At 41.3% G+C, this 23,932-nt stretch carries 22 protein-coding genes and 1 pseudogene; 11 read left to right on the plus strand and 12 right to left on the minus strand.

Features of this window, described 5'->3' with window-relative positions; translation table 11 throughout:
- Positions 1-59: 59 nt before the first annotated feature.
- From putP to ACRWQN_RS14845, 6 genes are all read left to right on the plus strand, one after another.
- Positions 60-1,523 carry a sodium/proline symporter PutP gene (gene putP, locus ACRWQN_RS14820; RefSeq protein WP_434938583.1) on the plus strand — a complete coding sequence of 488 codons (1,464 nt, stop codon included), beginning with the start codon at positions 60-62 and terminating at the stop codon, positions 1,521-1,523.
- Positions 1,524-1,921: 398 nt separating this feature from the next.
- Positions 1,922-3,172: an OmpP1/FadL family transporter gene (locus ACRWQN_RS14825; protein ID WP_434938585.1), complete on the plus strand. Its 1,251-nt coding sequence runs from the start codon at positions 1,922-1,924 to the stop codon at positions 3,170-3,172.
- Positions 3,173-3,367: 195 nt separating this feature from the next.
- Complete coding sequence (locus ACRWQN_RS14830) at positions 3,368-4,438, plus strand: efflux RND transporter periplasmic adaptor subunit (protein ID WP_434938587.1); 1,071 nt, start codon at positions 3,368-3,370, stop codon at positions 4,436-4,438.
- Positions 4,439-4,452: 14 nt separating this feature from the next.
- A complete protein-coding gene (locus tag ACRWQN_RS14835) occupies positions 4,453-7,686 on the plus strand; it encodes an efflux RND transporter permease subunit (protein WP_434938589.1) in 3,234 nt (1,077 codons plus the stop codon).
- A gap of 45 nt (positions 7,687-7,731) precedes the next feature.
- The gene (locus ACRWQN_RS14840) at positions 7,732-7,944 is read left to right on the plus strand and encodes a YgaP family membrane protein (protein WP_226415871.1); all 213 of its coding nucleotides are present in this window, start codon (positions 7,732-7,734) and stop codon (positions 7,942-7,944) included.
- Between the two features lie 67 nt (positions 7,945-8,011).
- Positions 8,012-8,395, plus strand: a complete 384-nt coding sequence (locus tag ACRWQN_RS14845) for a rhodanese-like domain-containing protein (RefSeq protein WP_434938591.1) — start codon at positions 8,012-8,014, stop codon at positions 8,393-8,395.
- 155 nt (positions 8,396-8,550) lie between these two features.
- Here the strand turns inward: ACRWQN_RS14845 and ACRWQN_RS14850 are convergent, their stop codons facing one another.
- Positions 8,551-9,045, minus strand: coding sequence for a GNAT family N-acetyltransferase (locus ACRWQN_RS14850; protein WP_434938593.1), 495 nt, complete (start codon positions 9,043-9,045; stop codon positions 8,551-8,553).
- A gap of 366 nt (positions 9,046-9,411) precedes the next feature.
- Here ACRWQN_RS14850 and ACRWQN_RS14855 point away from each other — a divergent pair, with 366 nt between their 5' ends.
- Complete coding sequence (locus ACRWQN_RS14855; protein ID WP_434938595.1) at positions 9,412-11,859, plus strand: S8 family serine peptidase; 2,448 nt, start codon at positions 9,412-9,414, stop codon at positions 11,857-11,859.
- 106 nt (positions 11,860-11,965) lie between these two features.
- On the opposite strand, the gene ACRWQN_RS14860 is transcribed toward ACRWQN_RS14855, so the two are convergent.
- The 5 genes from ACRWQN_RS14860 to ACRWQN_RS14880 all read right to left on the minus strand — a co-directional run bounded on the left by ACRWQN_RS14860 (position 11,966) and on the right by ACRWQN_RS14880 (position 15,075).
- Positions 11,966-12,547 carry a CBS domain-containing protein gene (locus ACRWQN_RS14860; RefSeq protein WP_434938597.1) on the minus strand — a complete coding sequence of 194 codons (582 nt, stop codon included), beginning with the start codon at positions 12,545-12,547 and terminating at the stop codon, positions 11,966-11,968.
- Positions 12,548-12,801: 254 nt separating this feature from the next.
- Positions 12,802-13,338, minus strand: a complete 537-nt coding sequence (locus ACRWQN_RS14865) for a YaeQ family protein (protein WP_434931455.1) — start codon at positions 13,336-13,338, stop codon at positions 12,802-12,804.
- A 75-nt stretch (positions 13,339-13,413) separates the two neighbouring features.
- Positions 13,414-14,325, minus strand: coding sequence for a precorrin-2 dehydrogenase/sirohydrochlorin ferrochelatase family protein (locus tag ACRWQN_RS14870; protein WP_434931454.1), 912 nt, complete (start codon positions 14,323-14,325; stop codon positions 13,414-13,416).
- Entirely contained in the window at positions 14,326-14,685 is a 360-nt protein-coding gene (locus tag ACRWQN_RS14875; RefSeq protein WP_434938598.1) for a rhodanese-like domain-containing protein, read from the minus strand.
- A 72-nt stretch (positions 14,686-14,757) separates the two neighbouring features.
- Positions 14,758-15,075, minus strand: coding sequence for a DUF2007 domain-containing protein (locus ACRWQN_RS14880; RefSeq protein ID WP_434931453.1), 318 nt, complete (start codon positions 15,073-15,075; stop codon positions 14,758-14,760).
- Positions 15,076-15,279: 204 nt separating this feature from the next.
- Between ACRWQN_RS14880 and ACRWQN_RS14885 the strand changes: the two are divergent.
- Positions 15,280-15,689 (plus strand): annotated as a pseudogene (locus tag ACRWQN_RS14885) (DUF3224 domain-containing protein).
- A gap of 175 nt (positions 15,690-15,864) precedes the next feature.
- Entirely contained in the window at positions 15,865-16,320 is a 456-nt protein-coding gene (locus tag ACRWQN_RS14890; protein ID WP_434931452.1) for a hypothetical protein, read from the plus strand.
- 87 nt (positions 16,321-16,407) lie between these two features.
- Here the strand turns inward: ACRWQN_RS14890 and secF are convergent, their stop codons facing one another.
- The 6 genes from secF to ACRWQN_RS14920 all read right to left on the minus strand — a co-directional run bounded on the left by secF (position 16,408) and on the right by ACRWQN_RS14920 (position 22,361).
- Entirely contained in the window at positions 16,408-17,355 is a 948-nt protein-coding gene (secF, locus tag ACRWQN_RS14895) for a protein translocase subunit SecF (protein ID WP_434938600.1), read from the minus strand.
- Between the two features lie 14 nt (positions 17,356-17,369).
- Positions 17,370-19,220: a protein translocase subunit SecD gene (gene secD, locus ACRWQN_RS14900; protein ID WP_434926756.1), complete on the minus strand. Its 1,851-nt coding sequence runs from the start codon at positions 19,218-19,220 to the stop codon at positions 17,370-17,372.
- Between the two features lie 17 nt (positions 19,221-19,237).
- Entirely contained in the window at positions 19,238-19,570 is a 333-nt protein-coding gene (yajC, locus tag ACRWQN_RS14905; protein WP_226414194.1) for a preprotein translocase subunit YajC, read from the minus strand.
- Between the two features lie 62 nt (positions 19,571-19,632).
- Positions 19,633-20,757, minus strand: coding sequence for a tRNA guanosine(34) transglycosylase Tgt (gene tgt, locus ACRWQN_RS14910; RefSeq protein ID WP_434926757.1), 1,125 nt, complete (start codon positions 20,755-20,757; stop codon positions 19,633-19,635).
- Between the two features lie 155 nt (positions 20,758-20,912).
- The gene (queA, locus tag ACRWQN_RS14915) at positions 20,913-21,953 is read right to left on the minus strand and encodes a tRNA preQ1(34) S-adenosylmethionine ribosyltransferase-isomerase QueA (RefSeq protein WP_434938602.1); all 1,041 of its coding nucleotides are present in this window, start codon (positions 21,951-21,953) and stop codon (positions 20,913-20,915) included.
- 192 nt (positions 21,954-22,145) lie between these two features.
- Positions 22,146-22,361, minus strand: coding sequence for a hypothetical protein (locus ACRWQN_RS14920; RefSeq protein WP_434938603.1), 216 nt, complete (start codon positions 22,359-22,361; stop codon positions 22,146-22,148).
- 220 nt (positions 22,362-22,581) lie between these two features.
- Between ACRWQN_RS14920 and ACRWQN_RS14925 the strand changes: the two genes are divergently transcribed.
- Positions 22,582-23,178 (plus strand): ACP phosphodiesterase, encoded by a 597-nt coding sequence (locus ACRWQN_RS14925; RefSeq protein WP_434926760.1) that lies wholly within the window; start codon positions 22,582-22,584, stop codon positions 23,176-23,178.
- 106 nt (positions 23,179-23,284) lie between these two features.
- On the plus strand, positions 23,285-23,839 hold the full coding sequence (locus tag ACRWQN_RS14930; RefSeq protein ID WP_434938604.1) for a protein disulfide oxidoreductase: 555 nt from the start codon (positions 23,285-23,287) through the stop codon (positions 23,837-23,839).
- Positions 23,840-23,932 lie beyond the last annotated feature (93 nt).

Raw genomic sequence — 23,932 nt, forward strand, 5'->3', positions numbered from 1 at the left:
GTGAACTACATCAATCTTCTGCTAGCATTGCTCCATAAAAATAACCATATGGAACAATCATGGAAATTCAAGCACCTATTTTAATCACTTTCATAGGCTATCTAGCCGTTATGATGGGGATTGGTTTTTGGGCATATAAGAAAACGGAATCTGTCGATGATTACATTCTCGGCGGTCGCAAGATGGGCCCAGCAGTTACCGCATTAAGTGTCGGCGCTTCCGACATGTCTGGTTGGCTGTTACTTGGCCTGCCAGGCGCAGTTTATTTAGGTGGGCTAGGTGAAGCCTGGATTGGCTTTGGTTTAGTATTTGGCGCATGGCTTAACTGGCTATTTGTCGCAAAACGCTTACGAATTTATACTGAACTTGCAGATAACTCCCTCACCCTACCCGACTTTTTCGAACATAGATTTAACGATAATCATGGTGTCCTTAAGTTGGTCTCAGCGGTGACCATTTTAATATTCTTCACCTTCTATGCATCATCTGGCATGGTGGGCGGCGCCATTCTATTTGAAAAAGTCTTTGGCCTTGATTACACCCTAGCCTTGGTCATTGGCTCGGTAATTATTGTGTCATACACCTTTGTTGGCGGTTTTTTTGCCGTCAGCTGGACAGACTTTTTCCAGGGCTGTTTAATGCTAATTGCGTTAATTATTGTACCTGTCGCCATATTTAATCACGCCGACACTCAGGCAAACATGGACAGTTTAGATCCTGCTATGCTGACATTTGTGGGTGATAAAACCACAGTTATTGGCCTAGTGTCATTACTGGCCTGGGGACTTGGCTATTTTGGTCAACCACATATCCTATCTCGCTTTATGGCGATTGGCAGTGCGAAAGATTTACGTTTATCAAGACGTATTGCCATGAGTTGGATGATTGTTGCATTAATTGGTGCACTGGCCACCGGCATTGCAGGTACATTATATTTCGCCCAATCACCTTTAGAAAATCCTGAAACCGTGTTTATTCACTTAGCCCGTGCAGCGTTTAATCCGTGGGTGGGTGGTTTACTTATTGCGGCTATTTTATCGGCCATAATGAGCACGATTGATTCGCAACTATTGGTTTGTTCAAGTGTGATAACGGAAGATTTTTACCGTAAATGGCTACGCCCTCAAGCCAGCAGTAAAGAATTAATGTTAGTGGGTCGAATTGGCGTTATTAGTATCGCACTTATCGCAGGTATTATTGCCCTTGACCCACAAAGCAGTGTATTAGGCCTAGTCAGTTACGCATGGGCAGGTTTTGGTGCTGCATTTGGTCCTGTGGTGATTCTATCGCTTTTCTGGAAAGGATTTAGCCGTAACGGTGCAATTGCAACAATATTAGTCGGTGCGGTAACCGTTGTAGCTTGGGAGCAATTAAAAGGTGGGATTTTCGATTTATATGAAATTATTCCTGGCTTCTTTTTCGCGACTATCTTTGGGGTTGTATGTAGTAAATTATTCCCACCATCGACTGAAGTGCAAGGCCAGTTCAATGCATTTGAACAAAACCTACAAAGCCAGAAATAGTTATCGATTAAAATAACAGCTTAGGTCTGAAATAGATCAAACAGAACAAATAAACAACCTTTGTGTAAAAAAGCGTACAAGTGTACGCTTTCTTACATTTTAACTTCATCTAACACCCGCGTTTGAAAGTAACATAACATTAACAACGCAACCAGCCAAAATACAATCCAACCTACTGTTAAACAACAAATTTAAATAAAAACCACCGACTACAATCTTAATACACAAAAACCCAGCCTTTTGAATTAACTCAATATTAACAACAACTAACATGTGGTCGGACTTGTTAGCCTCTCCCCTGTTACCTAAGATGCCTGCACATTCAAAGCTGCACAATGAAATTGGCTTATCCAGTCATAATTTCAATCATAATAACAGCTCAAAATAGGTAATAAACAATGACTAAATTCAACAAGACATTACTAGCAGCTGCGGTAGTACTTACAAGCGCTCAGGCAACTGCTGCTGGTTTTCAGCTTAATAGCCAATCTGCTGCAGGTATTGGCCGTGCGATGGCGGGTGATGCCATAATAGCTGACAACGCATCGGTTTTAGCACGTAACCCTGCCGCAATGGCTTTGTTTGATCAAAAAGCACTCTCTGTTGGTGTGTCATATGCCGATGTCAACGTAGAGGTTAGTGATGCACAAATGGACTTCATGGGGCGAACATTTGAATTAGGCCATATTGATAACGCCGCTGAAGCAAAAGTTATCCCTAATGCCTACTTTATCAACCCAGTTAATGACACCTTTGCTTATGGTTTTGCTGCATTCAGTAACTATGGCACGGGTACCGATTTAACCCCATTAGCTAATAACCATGGCTCACTGGGCCCAAATACCATTCCAGCGCCAGCGGATTTACTCGGTAATACTGAAGTAACCACAGTAAACTTAAATGCCAGTGTGTCATATCGCATTAATGAATCACTTAGCCTAGGCCTAGGTTTAGACGTGATCCAAGCTTCTGGTACGTTAACCAGAAACAGTAATATCCTTGGCTCATTAGTTGATGTTGAAGCCGATGGTTGGGCTTTAGGCGGCATTGTTGGTCTAGCATATGAAATTAATCCAAATAACAGATTTGGTTTAAGCTATCGTTTCAGTCCAGAAATGAATGCCACTGGCGATGTGCGTTACTTAGCTGAAAATTTTGATGAAATTAATATCCCTATTGCTGATATAGCCCAATTTGCTGGTTTTCATCAGTTAACTGAAAAGTTTGCTGTGCACTATACGGCGCAGTGGACTCAGTGGAGCAGCTTTGACCAGATCTCACTAAACCAAGGTGACAAAGGTACAGCGTCACATAGCTTAAAAGAATACCATTGGAAAGACTCTTGGTTTCTTAGCTTAGGGGCAACATATGACATTAATAACAACTGGACGGTAAGAACCGGTATTGCCAGTGATGATGGCGTAGTAGGTGAAGTCTCTTCATTATCTATTCCTGACTCAGATCGCATGTGGTATTCAGCAGGTTTCACATATAATCTGTCGCCAAAATCTTCACTCGATTTCGGTATCACTAAGGTTGTTGGCGAAAAGGTCCATGTTATTGAACAAAGCGGGCTGGGCTCGACTGTTAATGCCTTTACTGAATCAGGTGCGACCTACTATTCGGCTCAATACAACTATAAGTTCTAATACATATAGGTTTTAATATTAGGTATTGAATACTTAAACCGCTCTTTTTAGAGCGGTTTTTTTACGTCTGGCTTTCGATGTAACGAGTGTGTAACTTAAGTGAAGTCTAATGTATTAACTTTTACTAATAAACACCTTGCAAGCATCACCAAAGTCCATTAGAATTTTCTTATGGACTTTTATAAGGCTACTATTATGCATACATCAATACTTCGATTATCTACATCATTCAGTCAGAGCATATTGCTCATCGCAGGCCTCATGGCCCCCTGCATAGTCGTTGCACAAAGTCCTGATTTTGACACCATTGAGATCCAATTAAATCAGCAAACAAGTTACTTACAACTTGACGCAAAAGTTGAACCGGTAAAAGCAGCAACCGTGGCAGCACAAACGTCCGGCCGAGTATTAGCGATTCATTATGATGTCAATGATTTAGTCCCTGAGGGCGCTGCATTACTGGAAATAACTAGCAAAGAGCAAGGCGCTGAACTCGCAGCGGCTGAAGCCGATCTGGCTAAAGCACAAGCCATGAATGTGGAAGCACAGGCTCAATTTCAACGTTACCAAACATTATTCCCTCAAGGAGCGGTATCCAAAGGTGCAATGGATGAAGCCACTGCTAATGCTAAAAGCTCTAAACAGGCTGTCAGCGCAACCCAAGCACGTTTAGTTCGCGCCAAAGAAAGCGTTAATTACACCGTTGTCAGTGCTCCATTCTCCGGACGATTAACCGCTAAAATGATAGAAGAAGGTGAAACCATCAGCTATGGCCAAGCGCTACTTTCAGGCTATGCTACCGATAAGCTTAGAGCCGTTTTTTATGTTCCACAACAGTATCGCAAGCAACTTAATTTACTGACTCAACTCAGTTTTTTAGATGGTAATTATCAATATATGAGTGAACAGCTCAATCCATTTCAATTTAGTACTCAACAAGACCACAGCCTTAAGGTAAGGGCTATTATCAATAACCCCGACAACACTTTGCAGGCAGGGCAATGGTTAAAGGTCGCCTTACCTGTTGCGACTAAAGATGTGATTAGTATCCCTCAATCTGCATTTTATCAAGTCGGAGAAATGACCACTGTTTACCGCAAGCAACAAAAGCACTATTTACAAACTCAAATTCGCTTAGGCAATGCCTATCAAGATGATCAAGGTGTGGCTATGGTAGAGGTGCTTGCCGGTGTTATGCCTGGGGACAATATAGTATTAAACGCGGCCAATTATGTGCTCCACCTTGGTCAAGCTACAGCCAACTAAACAGGAATAAACAGATGAAACCATCGAATACACCTGCTCTTGGCCTTTCGGGTAGCATTGCTAAAACCTTCCAAGCCAGTGCAATAACGCCTTTATTAGCAATATTAGGTTTATTGTTAGGGCTTTTTGCTGTCATCGTGACCCCAAAGGAAGAAGACCCGCAAATTGATGTCACCTTTGCAGACGTTTTTATTCCCTACCCCGGCGCTAGCCCAAGTGAAGTTGAACACCAAGTCACTTTACCCGCTGAACAGATTATTTCCGAAATTAAAGGCGTTGATACGCTTTACTCTTTTTCTCAACCCGATGGCGCATTAATTATTACCATTTTTGAAGTGGGTATTCCCCGTGACGAAGCTGTGGTCAATATATACAACCAGCTATACTCAAACCGGGACAAATTTAATCATGCTGCGGGTATAGGCGAGCCACTGATTAAACCCCGTGGCATTGATGATGTCCCTATTGTTAGCCTGACCTTATATGCTAAGTCCGCCGACATGACCGCTGAGCAACTCACACAAGTCGCTAACGGATTGGAAACCGAGCTTAAGCGTATCCCCGGAACCAAAGAAATTTACACCCAGGGCCGTCATGACATGGTGCTAAATGTCCGTCTTGATAGTGCCAAGATGAATAGTTTTGGGGTCACTATTGATCAAATATCTCAGCGCTTACAAGATAATAATCAAATATCTATGCTGCAGTCTTTGGTACAACAAAACCAAGAAATTAAAGTCCGTGCAGGACAATTTATCAATACAATTGATGATGTCAAAAACTTACTTGTGAAAGTCAATACCGCCCCCAATAGTCAAGGTATCGCCTCTGCGGTATATCTATCCGATGTTGCTGAGATCACCTTAAAAAGTGATACGCCAAAACACAATGTTCGTCACGTTGATAGCACAGGTGATTACCCTGCTGTCACTATCGCCATTGGTAAACAAGCTGGCCAAAATGCGGTTGATATTGCTGATGCAGTGCTCAGCCGCATTGCAAAAGTGGATAACCTGCTGATCCCCGATAATGTTGGGGTTGCCATATCACGAGATTATGGCCAAACCGCTGGAGATAAATCTAACACGCTTATTTTTAAGCTAATTTTTGCTACCTCTGCAGTAGTATTATTGGTACTTTTTGCCATGGGGGCGCGTGAATCTGCTGTAGTTGGCATTGCGATTATTGTCACTTTAGCCCTAACCTTATTTGCCTCGTGGGCATGGGGATTTACCCTAAACCGGATCTCACTGTTTGCGCTTATTTTCTCTATCGGAATTCTGGTCGATGATGCCATTGTAGTGGTAGAAAATATTCATCGGCACATGGCGTTAAGCAATAAACCGTTACTTGAAATTATTCCCGAAGCGGTCGATGAGGTTGGCGGACCGACCATATTAGCCACATTCACCGTTATTGCGGCATTACTTCCAATGGCATTCGTGTCTGGTCTAATGGGGCCCTACATGAGCCCAATTCCCATAAACGCCAGTATGGGCATGCTATTATCACTGGCTATCGCCTTTATTCTAACGCCTTGGCTAGCCTACAAGTTACTGGCTCACCACCCAAAAGCTGAACACGCTAGTTTGGCGGAAGTAGATCAGGCAAATGACAAACTGGCTAAATTGTTCAGTCGTCTAATGTCACCATTTTTAGTTGGTGAACATGCCGCCAAAGCTCGAAAAGGCCTAGCCGTTGGTATTGTCGCACTGATTGCTATCGCACTTGCATTACCCGTCATGCAGGCTGTTGTGCTTAAAATGCTGCCATTTGATAATAAATCCGAGTTTCAGGTCATTGTCGACTTACCTGAAGGCACGCCTGTGGAACAAACCCAGCGCGTATTACAAGAGATGAGCCTGTACCTCAGCACAGTAGAAGAAATTAACCACCAGCAGTGGTACGCAGGAACCCACGCACCAATGAACTTTAATGGGCTTGTGCGTCACTACTTTTTACGCAGCAGCCAGGAGCTAGGCGACATTCAGGTTAACTTGGTTGATAAGTCACACCGTAGCCGCGACAGTCACAGTATTGCATTAGCTGTGCGGGAACCACTAAAGGAGATTGCCAATCGTTATAACGCCAACATAAAAGTGGTCGAAGTGCCTCCAGGACCGCCTGTATGGTCGCCAATTTTGGCGGAAGTTTACGCGCCAACAACAGCACTTCGCGAGCAAACGGCTAATGCCTTAGGGCAACGCTTTAAAAATACTGAACATGTGGTTGATGTGGATATTTATTTACCAGCCCAACAACAGCAATGGCAAGTTAACATCGATCGCGCGAAAGCAAGCCTGCTTGGGCTATCGTACGCGCAAATCGTTAATACCTTTGCCACCAGCATTGGTGGCAAAGATGTCAGCTATTTACATTCCCAAACCAATAAATATCCCACACCTATCAGGTTGCAATTAGATGACGCTGAAAAAGTGGATTTGCAGCAAGTGCTTAATCTAAAACTAATCAATCCAGCTGGCGAGTCAATTAATTTATCCTCTGTCGCCAGCATTAATAAAGGCAGTATTAATGCCCCAATAGTGCACAAAAATATGGTGCCGATGATCATGGTTGTGGCGGATATGGCGGGACCAACAGATAGTCCACTTTATGGCATGTTCGATATTTCAGCTCAAATTGATGATGCCAATATTGATAAGCCCTACCCCATAGCACAACACTTTGTTAATCAGCCTGATGGATTATCGCAAGTGGCGATATTGTGGGACGGGGAGTGGAAGATCACATATGAGACTTTCCGCGATATGGGCATTGCTTATGCGGTTGGCATGATAGCCATTTACTTGTTAGTGGTTGGTCAATTTAAATCTTATTTAGTGCCATTGGTTATTATGGCACCTATACCATTGACCATTATTGGTGTTATGCCAGGACATGCTTTATTAGGAGCACAGTTTACCGCAACATCAATGATAGGAATGATCGCTTTAGCCGGCATTATTGTGCGTAACTCGATACTACTGGTGGACTTTATAAACCAGCAATTAACCCAGGGCGTAGCACTCGATAAAGCGGTTATTAACGCGGGGGCAGTTCGAGCTAAACCAATTATGTTAACCGCTTTAGCAGCAATGATTGGCGCCTTATTTATCTTAGATGACCCAATATTTAACGGTCTTGCTATTAGCCTTATATTTGGCATCTTTATCTCAACCATTTTAACCTTGGTGGTGATCCCTGTGTTGTACTTTGCAGTGATGCGCAACCGATTAACCGTAAAATAAAGGAGCAATACCATGACCAATAAAACCATTAACAAAGTGAACACAATGTCTGTCGAACGTACTATCATGGCCTTTGCTGGCTTTATGGTACTGCTATCAGTAGTGCTGACCGCTATTGTTAGCCATCATTTTATCTGGCTGACCGTATTTGTAGGTGCTAATCTATTTCAAAGCGCATTTACCGGTTTTTGCCCAGCTGCAATGGTAATGAAAAAACTAGGCTTGAAAACTGAAGCAATGATTGCCACCGAAAAATAAGAGATTGCCACCAAAAATACTATTTTCTGGCAATCAGTTACACTAAATATAAGGAATATAAAGTTTAATGAGAGCCATTAAAAAGCTAAACAGCAAATTAGCATTGTTGACGATATTAGCAACCAGCTTAGTTTCATTTGTACCTATGGGGTTTGCAAAAGATGTCACACCAACACAAGCGTGGCAGATGATTGATCAGCAAGCGTTAGTGATTGATGTTCGCACTGCTGAAGAATTTAATGAAGGACATATTGAAGGAGCTGTTAATATTCCTTTTGAACAAATTGTAGCAGGCGTGGCAAAACTAGGGCTTAAAAATGATGAAAGCATTGTTTTATATTGCCGAAGTGGACGCCGAAGTGGCATTGCAGATGATGCATTAACCCAAGCAGGATTTAGCAATACTGCTAACGCGGGTGGTGTTGATGCATTGATACAGTCAAAACCCTGAATTTATTTGGTATTTCGTTAGTAATATTAACGGTTAGCGACAGAATCCGAGTTCAGGTTACACATCTTACAAGATGCCTTTATGTGAATAATAAAGGCATTTTTTATTCAATAGTCCCCTGTTACTTAACCTCAAAAACACTATCCACAGGTCAACTAAACCAGTTGTTTTTTCATCACAATACAGTCTAAATCAAAGCCTCTAGGGGAGTGATAAACACTGATTTCATTACCTACAAAACCACATTTTCGATAAAATGCAGCAGCATTTAACGCCGACTCTAATGCAATAAAAGTCAATCCTGATTTTTTTGCTATGCGCTCAAGATGAGCCAACATTAACTTGCCGATACCTAAATTCATGTATTCAGGATGGACGAACAGCGCATCAATAAATCCCCTACTAACATCAAGCATCCCAGAGGCAATAATTAACTGTTGTTCAGATAGATTTGACTGCCCGTCAACCACATAGACATAACCATCATATGATAGCTTATCAGCATATGCCTCAGGCATCTGACCTTCAGTCCATTTAGTCATTGCATCAATACCATAACAATCAACACATTGGGATAATATAGCAAGATTTCGGACTATAAAAGCTTGTGATGCATCAGCTTTATGGGCTCGCCTTAATATTCCATTCATATATAAGTTATTCCTTTTATTTATATACAACTAAAGACGCCATACCGACTTTCCATTAAGCATAATTGAACACTATACCGCCGCTAACTTTATGTTTCGGTTATTAGTAATTGCTTGTGTAACAGGAATATTAACCTTGTATAGCTACATTCAAAAAAGAATAAAAGGTCAACTTTAGCGGATAAATACTCACAAACATAAGCTACTTAACGATTATACAAAACAGCGAACGGTAACATTTTGTTTACATATGTACTCATCCTGTTACATTTTAGTTGTTGAACGAAGTTTACCCTTAAGTAATAAGCCGAAAGTTCAACTATAAAAATAATATAAATAATAAAAACATCACATGGAAGATAAAAAATGCAAAAGAAACGACCTTTAGTTTTACTCAGCCTCTCAGGTATAGCGCTTGCTGTATCTACTAGCTTATATGCCGCACCTCAATCCCTAAACTTAACATCACAAAATGGGATTTCAGCAACTAGCTTAGATAATACCTCGCCATTACCTAAACGTTATATTGTTAAGTTTAGAAATGGCAGTGACATACAATCAAATCCACAACAATTTAATGCTCAATCAACAAACCAATCGGATGATGCTGCTAGCTATCAGCCACGTTCACACGAAATATTCTCTCATTTTAGAGCACTAAACGGTGTTCAAGCCAAAGAGATGAAGCGCATATCCCGTGGTAATAGCTATACCGTTAAATTAGATCCAAAGTCAGTACAATCTCTTCGCCTTCGCGCTGATGTTGAATATGTCGAAGAAGATATGCCACGCCGTTTGCTTGCTGAAACCACTCCTTGGGGGCAAACCTTTGTAGGTGCTACTGCACTTAGCGATAGCCAAACGGGTAACCGTACCATTTGTATTATCGATTCAGGGTATGACCGTAGCCACAATGATTTAAGTGGTAACAATGTTACAGGTACAAACAATTCAGGTACAGGTAACTGGTATCAACCGGGTAATAACAACGCCCATGGTACGCATGTCGCTGGTACCATTGCGGCTATAGCCAACAATGAAGGTGTTGTTGGGGTTATGCCTAACCAAAATGCTAATATTCATGTCATTAAAGTCTTTAATGAGGCTGGCTGGGGTTATTCTTCATCACTTGTGGCGGCAGTAGATACCTGTGTTAGCAATGGTGCCAATGTGGTGACTATGAGCTTGGGTGGAAGCGGCTCAACCACTACTGAGCGTAATGCATTAAATGCACATTACAACAATGGCGTATTACTGATTGCAGCTGCGGGTAACGCTGGCGACAGCACATACAGCTACCCAGCTTCATATGACGGTGTTATGTCTGTTGCTGCTGTTGATAGCAATCGAGATCGCGCTGCTTTCTCTCAATATACTAACCAAGTAGAAATATCTGGTCCTGGTGAAGCAATTTTATCTACTGTAACCGTAGGTGAAGGGCGTTTGGCTGACATTACTATCGGCGGACAATCATACTTCAATAATGGCGTCGTTCCACACAATCGTTTAACACCTTCAGGCACTAGCTATGCCCCTAGCCCTGTTAATGGCCAAGTAACCGCCACCTTAGCTGAATGTACCGTAAGTGGAACTAGCTTTAACTGTGGCAATATGAGCAACAAAATTTGTTTAGTTGAGCGTGTTGGCAATCAAGGTACAAGCTATCCTGAAATAAATGCAGCCAAAGCCTGTAAAACGGCCGGAGCAGTTGGCGCAATTGTTTACAGTAATAGTGCATTGCCCGGCTTACAAAACCCATTCCTAGTTGACGCTAATAGCGACATCACAATTCCTACGGTATCAGTAGACAGAGCAACTGGTTTAGCACTTCGCGCTAAGCTTGGCGCCAGCACAACTGTTGCCAACCAGGGCAACAAGGACTACGCGTTTTACAATGGTACATCTATGGCAACACCGCATGTTTCGGGTGTAGCAACATTAGTGTGGAGCTATCATCCACAATGTACAGCAACACAAGTTCGTGCAGCATTAAATGCAACTGCTGATGATTTAAGTGTTGCCGGCCGTGATAATCAAACTGGTTACGGCATGATTAACGCTACAGCGGCTAAAGCCTATTTAGATGCATCATGTGATGGCCCAACTGATCCAGGCACAGGTGGTGGAGATTTAGTGCTTGTTAATGGCGTGACAAAATCAAACCTCACCGGTGCAAAAGATGATGAGCTTTATTTCTCGCTAGATGTCCCTGCAGGAGCTAAAAACCTCAGCTTCACCATGAGCGGTGGTACAGGTGATGCAGATTTATATGTCCAATACGGTGCTTCTCCATCTACCACCAGCTATGACTGTCGTCCTTGGAAAGGTGGTAATAGCGAGTCTTGCCCAATAACCACAGTTCAATCGGGTACCTATTATGTGATGGTTAAAGGCTACAGCGCATTTAGTGGCGTAAACCTAGTCGCTAATTATACTGCAGGCACTACAGGTGGCGGAACGACAGGTGGTCCAGCAAGTTATACCAATACCACTAACGCTAACATTCCTGATAACAATACTACCGGTATTACAAGCTCAATTAATGTGACACGAACTGGTGATTCTGGGACAGTTTCTGTTAGCGTGGGGATCATCCACACATATATTGGTGATTTGAAAGTTGAACTGATTAGCCCTACAGGCCAAAAAGTTGCTTTACATAGCAACAGCGGTGGTGGAACCGACAACATCAACACAACCTACAGTGCAAACTTTACCGGTGTTGAGTCAAGCGGAACTTGGAAGCTTAAGGCTGTAGATAACGCAAGTCGTGATACTGGCTATATCGATACATGGACACTGACTTTTAAGTAATCAGTTAGAGATAAAACAATCATTTTATCGAAATGATTAACATTATAAAGCCCCGTTAAGCTCTTTAATTATTAGCTTCACGGGGCTTTCTATTTGTACCTCAAATTCACACTACAAGCGGTTGAGGAATAGGTGAAATAGCCTCAAAAATGCTCGCAAAACTGGTTGGTGTACTCACATCTATCGCCAAGTGTAATTTTTTAGCAATATCATTTGCCGATAAAACACCGCGGATAGTATGATCTTTGCGGTCTATGACTAAACAATGTTGTTGACCAGCAACTTTTAGGGTTTCAATGACATCGCCAATTTTAGCGTTAGCTATATCAGCATACGCAATCGCTTTTAACTTCGATTTAGGGATCATAAAGTCAGTAATGAGTAAATTTTCGCGTAAATCTCCTTTGACCAGCTTTTTAACAATTTCTTGGCTATTCAATGAGTCATAACTCACTAAACCAATAAAATGTTCTTTTTTATCAATAACTAATTTTAATCTAACATGAGCTTTTTTCATCAAGCTTTCAACTTCTACAGCAGAAGCATGTGCATCGATAACCAAAGGTTTTACGTTTTTAAAATCGGTAAAGACATCTAAAGCGGGTGAATGAAGACTATATTCTTGATGGTTTGCAGGCCAAGCAAGTTCATCGACTGCTTCGACTTCATGTAGGGTTAATTTTTTCACAACGACATCCTTAGCAATATAAATCTAAACCATTGATTTAAATGCACTATAAAGAGTTACAACTGTTATTAACTGAATTTTATTATCTGCCCAAGATAAACATTTCACAATATACCAAAGGATTAAATTTAGTTCATATTACGATAATTAAGGTTCAGTTCAGTTTTATTGCGTATGGATTGTGCTAGGTGGGTAAGCTTTGAGATGATGAGAAGAAAGATCACTGACCATAGATAAGCCAGTGATAATTAATATTATTGAAGTATTTCAGGCTCAACAAGTACGCTTATGTCGGCATTAGATAACCATACTTGGCTTTCATTAATATTCACTTGAACCGCCATATTACGACCCACAAATGCAGCTAATTGCTCTACCGCTGCTTCTGGAAAATTAACTATTTTTAGGTTTTTATAACGGCTTAAAGTACTTTGGTTTTGTTGCCACCAAATCGGTACACTACGACCACCATAAGTATACAAAATGACATTTTTTGCTCGCCCACATGCTTTGCGTAACCACTTTTCATCGGCCTGACCAAACTCAACCCATAAATCAACCACACCTGATAAATCGACATCCCATAATTCAGCCTCATCATCAACACAAAGTCCTTTACTAAATTGTAAAGATTCACTGGCATTGAGAGCAAAAGCTAATAAACGCACCATCATACGGGTATCGGTTTCTGACGGATGCTGTGCAATCGTTAATGGATGCTCACCATAGTAATGTCTATCCATATCAGCTATCTGTAAGTTGACTTTGTAGACGGTAGATTTAGGTGCCATGTTGACCTCAAAAATAAAAAACCGAGCTAATTTACTCGGTTATAAAAGATGAATGCAATCATAAATGAAATGCGCTTAAATAGCCCCTGGTCTTAAATGTTTTGCCATAGGAAAGTGTGCTTTAAGTTGATTAACTTTTTCAGCTGAAGCCACAAGCAACATTCTATCACCAAGTTCAAACTGCTTTGAGATCGTACTTAATGCGGGTAGCGACTCCCTTGATGCATCGCGCCTTAATAGCTCATTTGTATGCTCATCTAAATCATTTTCAATAAATACTACATCCAGTTTTTGCAATAGTGGCATCACAGCGATGGGCAATAAACCTGCAGGAGTGGTTTCATCCAATAATAAAATTTCACCACGGCTTTCATAACTACTAAATGCTTGCTGGTAATGAGTATCGGTCGCAGTATCAAAACGATCTTGATTAAGATTAAAAAATCGCTCCCAAAATAAACGTCTATCTTTGCCATTGGTAAGTTTTTGCTGTACGTCCTCCCGCTTACTGGCAACATAATCAAATAAAGGCGCTAATGAATTAGGTAACAAGGTTTCTAAACGTGAGCGAATTGTACGGGCAAATACTGGCGCGGCACCAGCAGTGCTTATCGCTACAACAAGTCGGCCTCTATCCACGATTGAAGGCGTGATGAAGCGGCAGAATTTAGGATTATCAACCACATTAACCCAAATACCTTTTTCACTCGCAATAACCGCTAATTCAGTATTGAGTTTTTCATTTGCTGTTGCAAAATAAATGAGGTCATAACAGGACATGTCTTCAATCGAAACCTCTCGGCGTGATAGTTTTATCCTACCTTTGTTAGCATAAGCTTCAACATCAGCAGCCACTTGAGGTGCTACAACATGAATAGTGGCATCAGTACGGGCGAGCAAATCAAGTTTTCGACTCGCTACCTCACCGGCACCAACGATTAACACAAAGAGTTCTTTTGTATCTACAAATAACGGGAAATATTGCACTTAATCTTGCGCCACTGGAAATTGATGTTGAACCCAGGTTTTAAAGCCACCGACTAATGATCCTATCTGGGTATACCCCATTTGCTGAATATTATAAGCAGCTAATGACGAGCGATGCCCACCACCGCAATAAAGCAATAACGGAGTTGATTTATCAGGAAAACGCGTTTCAATGTCACGCTCAATTATCCCCTTACCTAAGTGTTTCGCGTTAGGTAAGTGACCTTGTAACCATTCATGATCTTCCCTAACATCGATTAATAACCATTTATCATCAGCTTGAAATTGTTCAATACTAATATGAGTCACTTTGTCTTTAATTGAATCGACTAGCTGTGCAAATGCAGAAGTGGGTTGCATAATTCCCCCTGTATTAAATCCTGAGTAAAAAGAATTTATCTGAATAATTGTTTGCTAAAATTATCGATAAACTTAGTTATGTGTCTCACTTTTGGGAGAGCTACATTGCCAGCAAAGCTCAAAACTACCTTCATTGGTTTCATGGCATTGTACACATTGCCATTGCGGCTGCTCAACATCTAAGTTAGCCAAAATGCTTTGCGCTTCGCTTAAATGATCTGTATCTATCCATAATTCAACACTCTGAAGATCAACAGGTAGCTCCCCAACCCCTCCCATTAACGCCTCACCACGTAAATCAACTTCAATCCCACTGGTTTCCAACAAACCTTTCCAAGTGTGGGCTTGAAGTAAATTCCCCCCTGTTAACAAGACTTTGCGTTGTTCCATTATTATTATCCTAGGGTATTATTTTAAGTGAAATACAGCTTAAGCCTCTATCACTTTAGCAAAATTTTTATTCATCCTACTGCTAAACTTATTTACTGTCGAGTTGAGAACCGTGCCATGGTTGAAAATTAGACAAAAGCAGCTATTACCGTTATAAATTATCTGTATCACAGTTAAGTCTTCTCAAAGCTACCAGGGTGAACAATGAGTAAAAATGACATTTACAGGGGCCACTTTCAGATCACCGCTTGGGATGAAAGCACCTACATCACCTTTGCTGAAGGTGGTAAGCAAACCCATGCAAAGATAACCCAGCAATATGATGGCGAGATAACAGGCGATGCTAACGTAAATTACCTAATGACATATCTGAACGATGATCATGCTTTTTTGTTGGCTATGAGGTGATTAATATTTTTATTAGCCAATTAAAAGGTACCATTACGTTACAACACACAGGCGAATATCAAAATCATATTGCCTCAAGTAACTTTACCATTGTGGTTGATGCTGGAGCGGGTGATTTTAAAAACGTGACGGGTCAAGGTTTTTTTAAAACGACAGACAATGGTCAAGCAAATTATGAGTTATCATTATCAATACCTGCGAAATAGCAGTTAACAAACTGAAGCTAACATACTGAAGATAATGTCTAATTCAGCTGAGTAAATTTCGTCATTGAATGCAAAAGCTAGCAAACAGCATTTGCACATAAAGTCTCGCCCAAATAGGTTTTAATTAGCTATTGTTAATCAGTCCCCCTATCACGCCACACATTGAGGTTATTGAATGTCGAACTTGCCAACTGATGAAAACAAAAACATAGCATCATCACCTGTTGCGCTCGATATTCGTCAAGATGAACTCATTGTAAAGTTACTTGGGCGCCTCCCCTCGTCATTAGCCCAAACTTACACTGATGAGCAACTACAGGGCATTAAAAGTGCACTCGGCCCCAATACATGGGGCGGCCACTTTATTGATAACAGAGGCACATTTAAGTTCCCGTTTATAAAATGGCGATTTTATTATGTGTTTCTGTTAGGTAAAAACAAACGTGCTTATACTCGCACAGAAAAGAAAATGTCAGTGGCCATGCTGATGTTAAGTATCATAGCGGTAATATTGGCGGGTATTTTGTTGGGGTTATTGTCACTGTATATCTTAAAGTCAGCATTAGGTATCGACCTATTCCCTGACCTTTCACTTGGGATATGGGATCAAGTAAAAGATTGGTTTGAGTAACTAAGCTAATGTTAAGTGACATTATTAGCTTTATAAAAAAAGCCACTTTAGCAAACTAAAGTGGCTTTTTATTCAAAAGTTGGCTGATTAAGGCATCATTGGAGGCTGATCAGCACCTTCTTTTTCAATTTCTACTGGCATCATATGCTCGCGGTTAATACCCAATTTAATGGCTAAGTAACTTGCAACATAAATCGATGAGTAGGTACCCACAAAAATACCACACATTAATGCAGTGGCGAATCCGTGGATCATAGTGCCACCTTTTAAGAATAGCGCGATAACCACAATTAACGTGGTACCAGTCGTAATGACGGTACGGCTCATTGTTTGCGTAATTGATTGGTTAACGATCTCTTCAGGCGTGCCTTTACGCATTTTGAGGAAGTTCTCGCGAATACGGTCATATACCACAATCGTATCGTTCAGCGAGTAACCGACAACGGTTAATAGTCCCGCCAAAACAGTCAAGTCAAACTCAAGCTGTAATATAGAAAATATACCTAAGGTGACAATAACGTCATGGGCAAGCGCGGCTACAGAGCCCGCAGCCAAACGCCATTCAAAACGGAAAGACACATAAATCAAAATACAGATTAATGCGACAATAACCGCTAAACCACCTTGCTCAGCTAGCTGTTTACCTACTTGCGGTCCAACAAATTCAACGCGCTTTTGAATGGCGTTGTCGTCCATTGAGTTAACCACTTTCATAATGCCAGTGGCTTGAACGTCGCTTTTAATGTTTTCACGCACAGGCAAACGGAACAACACATCAGTACTTGAACCAAAGTTCTGTACTAATGCACCTTCTGTTTCAACAGACGTTAGCTTGCTACGTAATACATTTAAATCAACTGGGCTAGAAAACTCAACTTCAACAACCGTACCACCGGTAAAATCTAGGCCCCAGTTAATGCCTTTCGTTCCTAAAGAAACAAATGAGGCAATCACTAGAAGCATCGAAATAATACTTATCGGCGCAGCATGACGAAGAAAGTTGACGGTATTATTAACTGAAAATAACTGAAACATGTTCAACTCCTCCCTTAAATTGACAGCGTTTTAAGACGTTTACCGCCCCAAAGCGCATTAACGATTGAACGTGTGCCGACAATTGCGGTAAACATTGAAGTCGCAATACCTATCATTAACGTCACCGCGAAGCCTTTCACTGCACCGGTACCCACAGCAAACAAGATTAACGCCGTCATAAAGGTAGTAATGTTGGCATCAGCAATGGTTGAAAATGCATTGGCATAACCTTCATGAATCGCCTGTTGAACACTGCGTCCAGCCAGTAATTCTTCACGAATACGCTCATAAATAAGTACGTTACCATCAACGGCCATACCGACAGTCAATACCATACCGGCAATACCAGGAAGCGTTAATACCGCACCAGGTATCATCGACATCACGCCTACAACCATCACTAGGTTAGCAAGCAGTGCTAAGTTAGCAATAAAGCCAAATGCGCGGTAATAAACCAGCATAAATACCAATACGATGGCCAAACCAAAAATCATAGCTTGCATACCGTTTTGAATATTTTCAGCACCTAAACTAGGACCAATAGTACGTTCTTCAACTATCGTCACTGGCGCAATCAGGGCGCCTGCACGTAACAGTAACGCCAGGCTTTGTGCTTCTTTATGCTCAAGACCTGTAATCACAAAATTACGTCCTAAACGTGCTTGAATAGTAGCAACAGAAATAACTTCTTCAATCTTAGTCATTTTCACTGTGCCATCAGGATTACGTAAACCGCTATCCTTATATTCAATAAACAAGGTTGCCATTGGCTTGCCAATGTTGTCCTTGGTCACGTTTGAGAAAATATTGCCACCTTTAGCATCTAAGTTAATCGCTACTTGTGGACGGCTATATTCATCAAAAGTAGGCTGTGCTCCCGTGATATGATCGCCGGTTAACATCACTTCTTTACGCAGTACTGCAATACCGCCGTCACGACGAGGATAAACCTCAGATGCAGCTGACACTCGACCACTTGCTGCAGCTGCGGCATCGGCTTTGTCATCGACCATGCGGAATTCAATTGAAGCAGTTGCGCCTAAAATTTCTTTAGCACGAGCTGTATCTTGAACACCTGGTAATTCAACGATAATGCGCTCAGCACCTTGACGTTGAACGACTGGCTCAGCTACCCCTAACTCGTTAACACGGTTACGAATAGTGGTAATGTTCTGTTGTAACGCTTCTTCTTTAACTTGCTTGATATAGGCATCGCTCATATCGGCAACTAAAAAGAAATTACCATCACGACTGCCATCAGAATAAACCATGTCGTTACTTTTGGTTTTCAGAAAACGTTCGGCAACACCCACAGTTTCTGCATCACGAAATTTAATTTCGATGCCTTTAGGGGTTTTACGGATCCCCGCGTAACGAATTTTCTCTTCGCGCAGTTGGCTACGGAAATCAGCTATTTTAGCTTCTTCCATTTTGCGTAACGCCTCGCCCATATCCACTTCCATTAAGAAGTGAACACCACCACGAAGGTCAAGACCTAACTTCATTGGCGAACCACCAAGGGCTTCAAGCCATTCTGGTGTTGCCGGCGCTAGGTTTAATGCCACGGTATAATTATTGCCTAATGCCTCTGCTATCGCTTCTTTAGCAAGTAATTGCTGCTCAGGATCACTAACACGCACTAACAATTGGCCATTTTCGAGCTCAGAGCGTTTAATCGCTATGCCTTTACTCTCAAGTACGGCTGTGATGTTTGATTGCGTGGTGACAGTGACTTCAGCACTACGAGTCGCGACAACTTGAACAGCATGGTCTTCACCAAAAAGGTTCGGCATTGCATAAAAACACCCGACGGCGATAACAATCATCACCATCAAGTTTTTCCACATAGGGTATTTATTTAACACTCTGACGCCCTCTTGGCTTATAGCGAGGCAATAGAACCTTTAGGTAATACTGCTGCAATATAGTCCTTTTTAATGGTGATTTGATTGTTATCATTAATCGCTAATAACACATAATCGTTTTCATCACTGATTTTAGTCACTTTACCTAAAATACCGCCGCTAGTGAGGACTTCATCACCTTTTGAAATCGATGACATTAGGTTCTTATGCTCTTTAACACGCTTTGACTGTGGACGGAAAATCATGAAGTAAAAGATTAAGCCGAACATGACTAGCATGAACACTAATTCCATGGTGCCGCCACTTTGAGGTCCGCCTGCTGCGCTTGCATATGCATTTGAAATAAACATAGTTCTCTCTCTTCTTATAAATAAACAATTAAATGAACAAAAAAGTCTAAATAAACAGTAAATTAGCCTTTAAACTCAGGCACTTCACGCCCCAAACCGGTATAGAAGTCTTTTACAAAGGCGTCTAATGTACCTGTCTGAATCGCGCCGCGCAAACCTTCCATTAAAATTTGATAATAACGTAGATTATGAATAGTGTTTAAACGCGCACCTAGGATCTCATTACAACGATCTAGGTGGTATAAATAGGCGCGTGAATAGTTTTTACAGGTATAACAATCACACTTAGCATCGAGTGTTGACGTGTCATCGCGATGACGTGCATTACGAATTTTAATCACACCTTCGCTGGTAAATAAGTGACCGTTGCGGGCATTTCGCGTTGGCATAACACAGTCAAACATGTCAACTCCACGACGCACACCTTCAACTAAATCTTCTGGCTTACCTACGCCCATTAAATAGCGAGGCTTGTCAGCGGGTAACTGTGGACAAACATGTTCAAGAATCCGATGCATGTCAGCTTTAGGTTCACCTACCGCTAATCCACCAACCGCATAACCGTCAAAACCGATATTCGTTAAACCTTCAATCGATTCATCACGTAAATCCTCAAATACACCACCTTGGATAATGCCAAATAATGAATTTGGATTTTCTAAGCGGTCAAACTCATCGCGTGAGCGCTTTGCCCAACGTAATGACATTTGCATCGATTTACGTGCCTCATCATGTGTTGCTGGATAAGGTGTACATTCATCAAAAATCATTACCACATCACTGCCTAACGAATCTTGAATTTGCATCGACTTTTCAGGGTCTAAGAAAATCTTTTCACCATTAATAGGTGAACGGAAATGTACGCCTTCTTCAGTGATCTTACGTATATCACCTAAGCTAAATACTTGAAACCCACCCGAATCGGTTAAAATTGGGCGCTGCCAATTCATAAAGTCATGTAAGTCACCGTGCTTACGCATGATTTCTTCACCAGGACGTAACCATAAGTGGAAGGTATTTCCTAACAGAATATCTGCACCCGTCTCGCGAACTTCTTCTGGGGTCATACCTTTTACAGTACCGTATGTGCCTACAGGCATAAATGCTGGCGTCTCTACCGTTCCGCGTTCAAAAACTAGGCGGCCACGACGCGCACGTCCATCAGTGGTATCTAACTCAAATTTCATAAATCACCTTGTCAGATAAACAGTCTGACTTGTTGTTGTTTCAATAGTAATGAGGGCAAATGTTCATACTTCAAGTAATGAACAGTCAAACCAGTAAAAATTCAATAAAAAAGCCCACATATGAGTGGGCGCTTATTTTAAATCAATTTTGCCGCTTACGGGGCTTTTTTCGTCACAAACATCGCATCGCCATAGCTAAAAAAGCGATATTTCTGCTCAATCGCATAATGATAGGCCTTCATTACCTCTTCATAACCGGCAAAAGCACTCATTAACATGATTAATGTCGACTCAGGCAGGTGAAAGTTAGTCACCATGGCATCAACCACTTTAAATTGAAAACCAGGATAGATAAAAATATCCGTATCACCGCAAAACGCCGTTAATGGATCATCACCACAGGCTTTTGCTGCGCTTTCTAATGAACGTACAGAAGTTGTACCGACTGCGACAACACGCTTTCCGGCTGCTTTAGTTTGCGCAATTAATTCGATAACCTCTTGTGGTACATCAGCCCACTCAGAATGCATTTTGTGCTCAAGCACGTTATCCACTCTCACTGGCTGAAAAGTACCTGCACCCACATGAAGGGTAACAAAGGCAATATTAACGCCCTTGTCTTTTAATGCTGCAAGCATTGCATCATCAAAGTGTAACCCCGCCGTTGGTGCCGCAACCGCACCAGGCTTTTGGTTATACACTGTTTGATAGCGCTCTTTATCAGCATCTTCGTCGGGACGGTCGATATAAGGAGGCAGCGGCATATGGCCGATTTGTTCAAGGACGTCTAAAACAGTCTTATCAGATAATAGCTCAAGTTCGAATAGAGCATCATGACGAGCAATCATTTTCATTTGATAGCCCGCATCTAAGTCAATTAAGCTGTCAACTTTAGGTGATTTTGAACTACGAACATGCGCCAGAATACGTTTATCATCTAGCATACGCTCAACAAGAATTTCTAGCTTTCCGCCAGTTGTTTTTTGACCGAATAAACGTGCAGGTATTACGCGGGTATTGTTAAATACCATCAAATCACCAGGATTTATCATTTGCAGTAAATCGGTGAATTTTTTATCCGCTAAGGCGCCATTATGGCCATCAAGCGTCAGTAATCGCGATGCATTGCGCTGCGCCGTTGGATAACGGGCAATCAATTCATCAGGCAGCTCAAACGAAAAGTCAGTGACGCGCATAATTGGATCTCAACTAGTCAAAAATCGGCCGCCAGTCTATGGCGACCATAGATAAAGATCAAGTTAAGACGATCAATTTATGACAATATTATTATTGTAACCTTAGTATTAACGGTGACTATTATAAGTTATTCACTGATGTCATTACTTAACGGGTCTCCTGGCATATCTGCCAGCTGAAGGCCGGGTTAATTACTTAATTGAAGATTCTGAAGAAGAAGCGATTTCACAGGCCTGATCTTCAGCCGAAGCTAATTCTGATTCATCTGTGTTGTCGGAACTGTCTGTATTTGGATGTTTAAAATCATCCATGCTGAAACGATAGGAATGATAGCGCAAATCAACCTGCACTTTATGGCGTACCAAGATAGGTTCGCGCCCCAATATTTTATTAAGCCAGCTTTTCATCTTCCATGATCCTAAAACAAACAAAACGAATAATATAAATCGTATTTCTAAATAATCTTTATAGCATGGTTACTTCAGCATTATTTATTCAGCCGAGACAGAGTCTGTGGTACATTAACTCACTGTATTATTAATGCAGAAATAGCATAACTAACAAATAGCTTGATTATTTTTCATACGTTATCATACTGTAAAATCTACAAAAAAGAAGTATAAAATTATGAACTTTCTAGCACATTTACACCTCGCAGATATTAGCGACACGCACCTTTCGGCTAATCTTGCGGGTGATTTTGCTAAAGGCAGCATAATCGACCACCCTAAACACTTGCAGCAAGGGATCTGGTTACACAGACAAATTGATATTGTGACCGATAGTCATGAAATTATTAAGGACTTACTCAGTCAATTTCCTAGTAGCTCTCGCAGAGTTGCGCCCATTTTAATCGATTTAGCTTTTGATCATTATCTAGCTTATTACTGGGAAGAATACCATCAACAATCATTACTAGATTTCACTCAAAAAGCTTACCAATGCATGCAGACAACTCAAGAATTGCCCCCGAAACTGCAAACGATTATTCCAAGTATTATTCAACAAGACTGGTTAAGCAGTTATCAATCGAGACAAGGTTTGGATCAGGCCATCACGGGCGTCAGCAAACGTCTGTCTAAACCAGAGCTATTCAATAGTGCCATCAAAGATGTAGATAAGCTTTATATCGAAATTGAAATTGCATTTCGCACCTTTTACCCTCAACTAATGGCATACAGCCGTATTTACAGCCGTAAAACACCTGCAGAATATTTAGTTTAATCATTAAATATTAGCTATTGGGTCTGCAAACAATAAGAGGCTGCTGACCGAAATAGCTTTATAAGATGCTGTAAGTGGAAGTTATTGAAGTTTGGGATAATAGCTAATGGACAATAAAATTTTGCTTCGCCAACGTATTCGCACCGGCTCATTCTGGGTAAAACAATTGCGCGATATAAGTATCATCCTAGTGATACTTTTCGTTATAACCAGTTATTTACAGCGCGACATGATCAACGGCCAAGCACCTAATTTGTCTGCGGTAACGGTTAGCCAACAGTCTTTTGACTTAACAGCATCAACCAAACCGACACTCGTTTACTTTTGGGGGACCTGGTGCTCGGCCTGTAAAATAACCTCGCCAATGGTCAACTCTGTTGCTTCTTCCAATGATTACCAAGTCATATCGATTGCCGTTGCCTCTGGTTCTGATGATGATATCACCCAATATATGCAACTTAATCAGCTCAGTTTTGAAGTTATTAACGAGGCACAATTACCACAGGTGATAAACCAGCCAAGTTTATCGCAACAATGGGGCGCAAATGCTTTTCCTTCTATCTATATTATTGATGAAAATCAGCATATCCGCTTCGTTACCTCTGGTGTAACCACCACTTGGGGCTTAAAATTACGTTTATGGCTGACGACTTTTTTATAAGCCAAAACAGGCGGTATCATTGGCATTACTTATTGTAGAAACCTGAACTTGCTGTAGAGCCCCAAAACTCACTCTGTACAAAAGTGATCAAAG

This window comes from Shewanella sp. HL-SH8 (assembly GCF_051165765.1).
GTDB lineage: Bacteria > Pseudomonadota > Gammaproteobacteria > Enterobacterales > Shewanellaceae > Shewanella > Shewanella glacialimarina.

What these genes read in the sequence shown, in the direction of transcription:
- ACRWQN_RS14835 (WP_434938589.1), top strand. Translation starts at nt 4,453, where the DNA reads ATGAAACCATCGAATACACCTGCTCTTGGCCTTTCGGGTAGCATTGCT.
- ACRWQN_RS14840 (WP_226415871.1), top strand. Translation starts at nt 7,732, where the DNA reads ATGTCTGTCGAACGTACTATCATGGCCTTTGCTGGCTTTATGGTACTG.
- ACRWQN_RS14850 (WP_434938593.1), bottom strand. Translation starts at nt 9,045, where the DNA reads ATGAATGGAATATTAAGGCGAGCCCATAAAGCTGATGCATCACAAGCT.
- putP (WP_434938583.1), top strand. Translation starts at nt 60, where the DNA reads ATGGAAATTCAAGCACCTATTTTAATCACTTTCATAGGCTATCTAGCC.
- secF (WP_434938600.1), bottom strand. Translation starts at nt 17,355, where the DNA reads ATGTTTCAGTTATTTTCAGTTAATAATACCGTCAACTTTCTTCGTCAT.
- ACRWQN_RS14925 (WP_434926760.1), top strand. Translation starts at nt 22,582, where the DNA reads ATGAACTTTCTAGCACATTTACACCTCGCAGATATTAGCGACACGCAC.
- tgt (WP_434926757.1), bottom strand. Translation starts at nt 20,757, where the DNA reads ATGAAATTTGAGTTAGATACCACTGATGGACGTGCGCGTCGTGGCCGC.
- ACRWQN_RS14865 (WP_434931455.1), bottom strand. Translation starts at nt 13,338, where the DNA reads ATGGCACCTAAATCTACCGTCTACAAAGTCAACTTACAGATAGCTGAT.
- ACRWQN_RS14825 (WP_434938585.1), top strand. Translation starts at nt 1,922, where the DNA reads ATGACTAAATTCAACAAGACATTACTAGCAGCTGCGGTAGTACTTACA.
- ACRWQN_RS14890 (WP_434931452.1), top strand. Translation starts at nt 15,865, where the DNA reads ATGTCGAACTTGCCAACTGATGAAAACAAAAACATAGCATCATCACCT.
- ACRWQN_RS14920 (WP_434938603.1), bottom strand. Translation starts at nt 22,361, where the DNA reads ATGAAAAGCTGGCTTAATAAAATATTGGGGCGCGAACCTATCTTGGTA.
- ACRWQN_RS14855 (WP_434938595.1), top strand. Translation starts at nt 9,412, where the DNA reads ATGCAAAAGAAACGACCTTTAGTTTTACTCAGCCTCTCAGGTATAGCG.
- queA (WP_434938602.1), bottom strand. Translation starts at nt 21,953, where the DNA reads ATGCGCGTCACTGACTTTTCGTTTGAGCTGCCTGATGAATTGATTGCC.
- ACRWQN_RS14880 (WP_434931453.1), bottom strand. Translation starts at nt 15,075, where the DNA reads ATGGAACAACGCAAAGTCTTGTTAACAGGGGGGAATTTACTTCAAGCC.
- yajC (WP_226414194.1), bottom strand. Translation starts at nt 19,570, where the DNA reads ATGTTTATTTCAAATGCATATGCAAGCGCAGCAGGCGGACCTCAAAGT.
- ACRWQN_RS14830 (WP_434938587.1), top strand. Translation starts at nt 3,368, where the DNA reads ATGCATACATCAATACTTCGATTATCTACATCATTCAGTCAGAGCATA.
- ACRWQN_RS14875 (WP_434938598.1), bottom strand. Translation starts at nt 14,685, where the DNA reads ATGCAACCCACTTCTGCATTTGCACAGCTAGTCGATTCAATTAAAGAC.
- ACRWQN_RS14845 (WP_434938591.1), top strand. Translation starts at nt 8,012, where the DNA reads ATGAGAGCCATTAAAAAGCTAAACAGCAAATTAGCATTGTTGACGATA.
- ACRWQN_RS14930 (WP_434938604.1), top strand. Translation starts at nt 23,285, where the DNA reads ATGGACAATAAAATTTTGCTTCGCCAACGTATTCGCACCGGCTCATTC.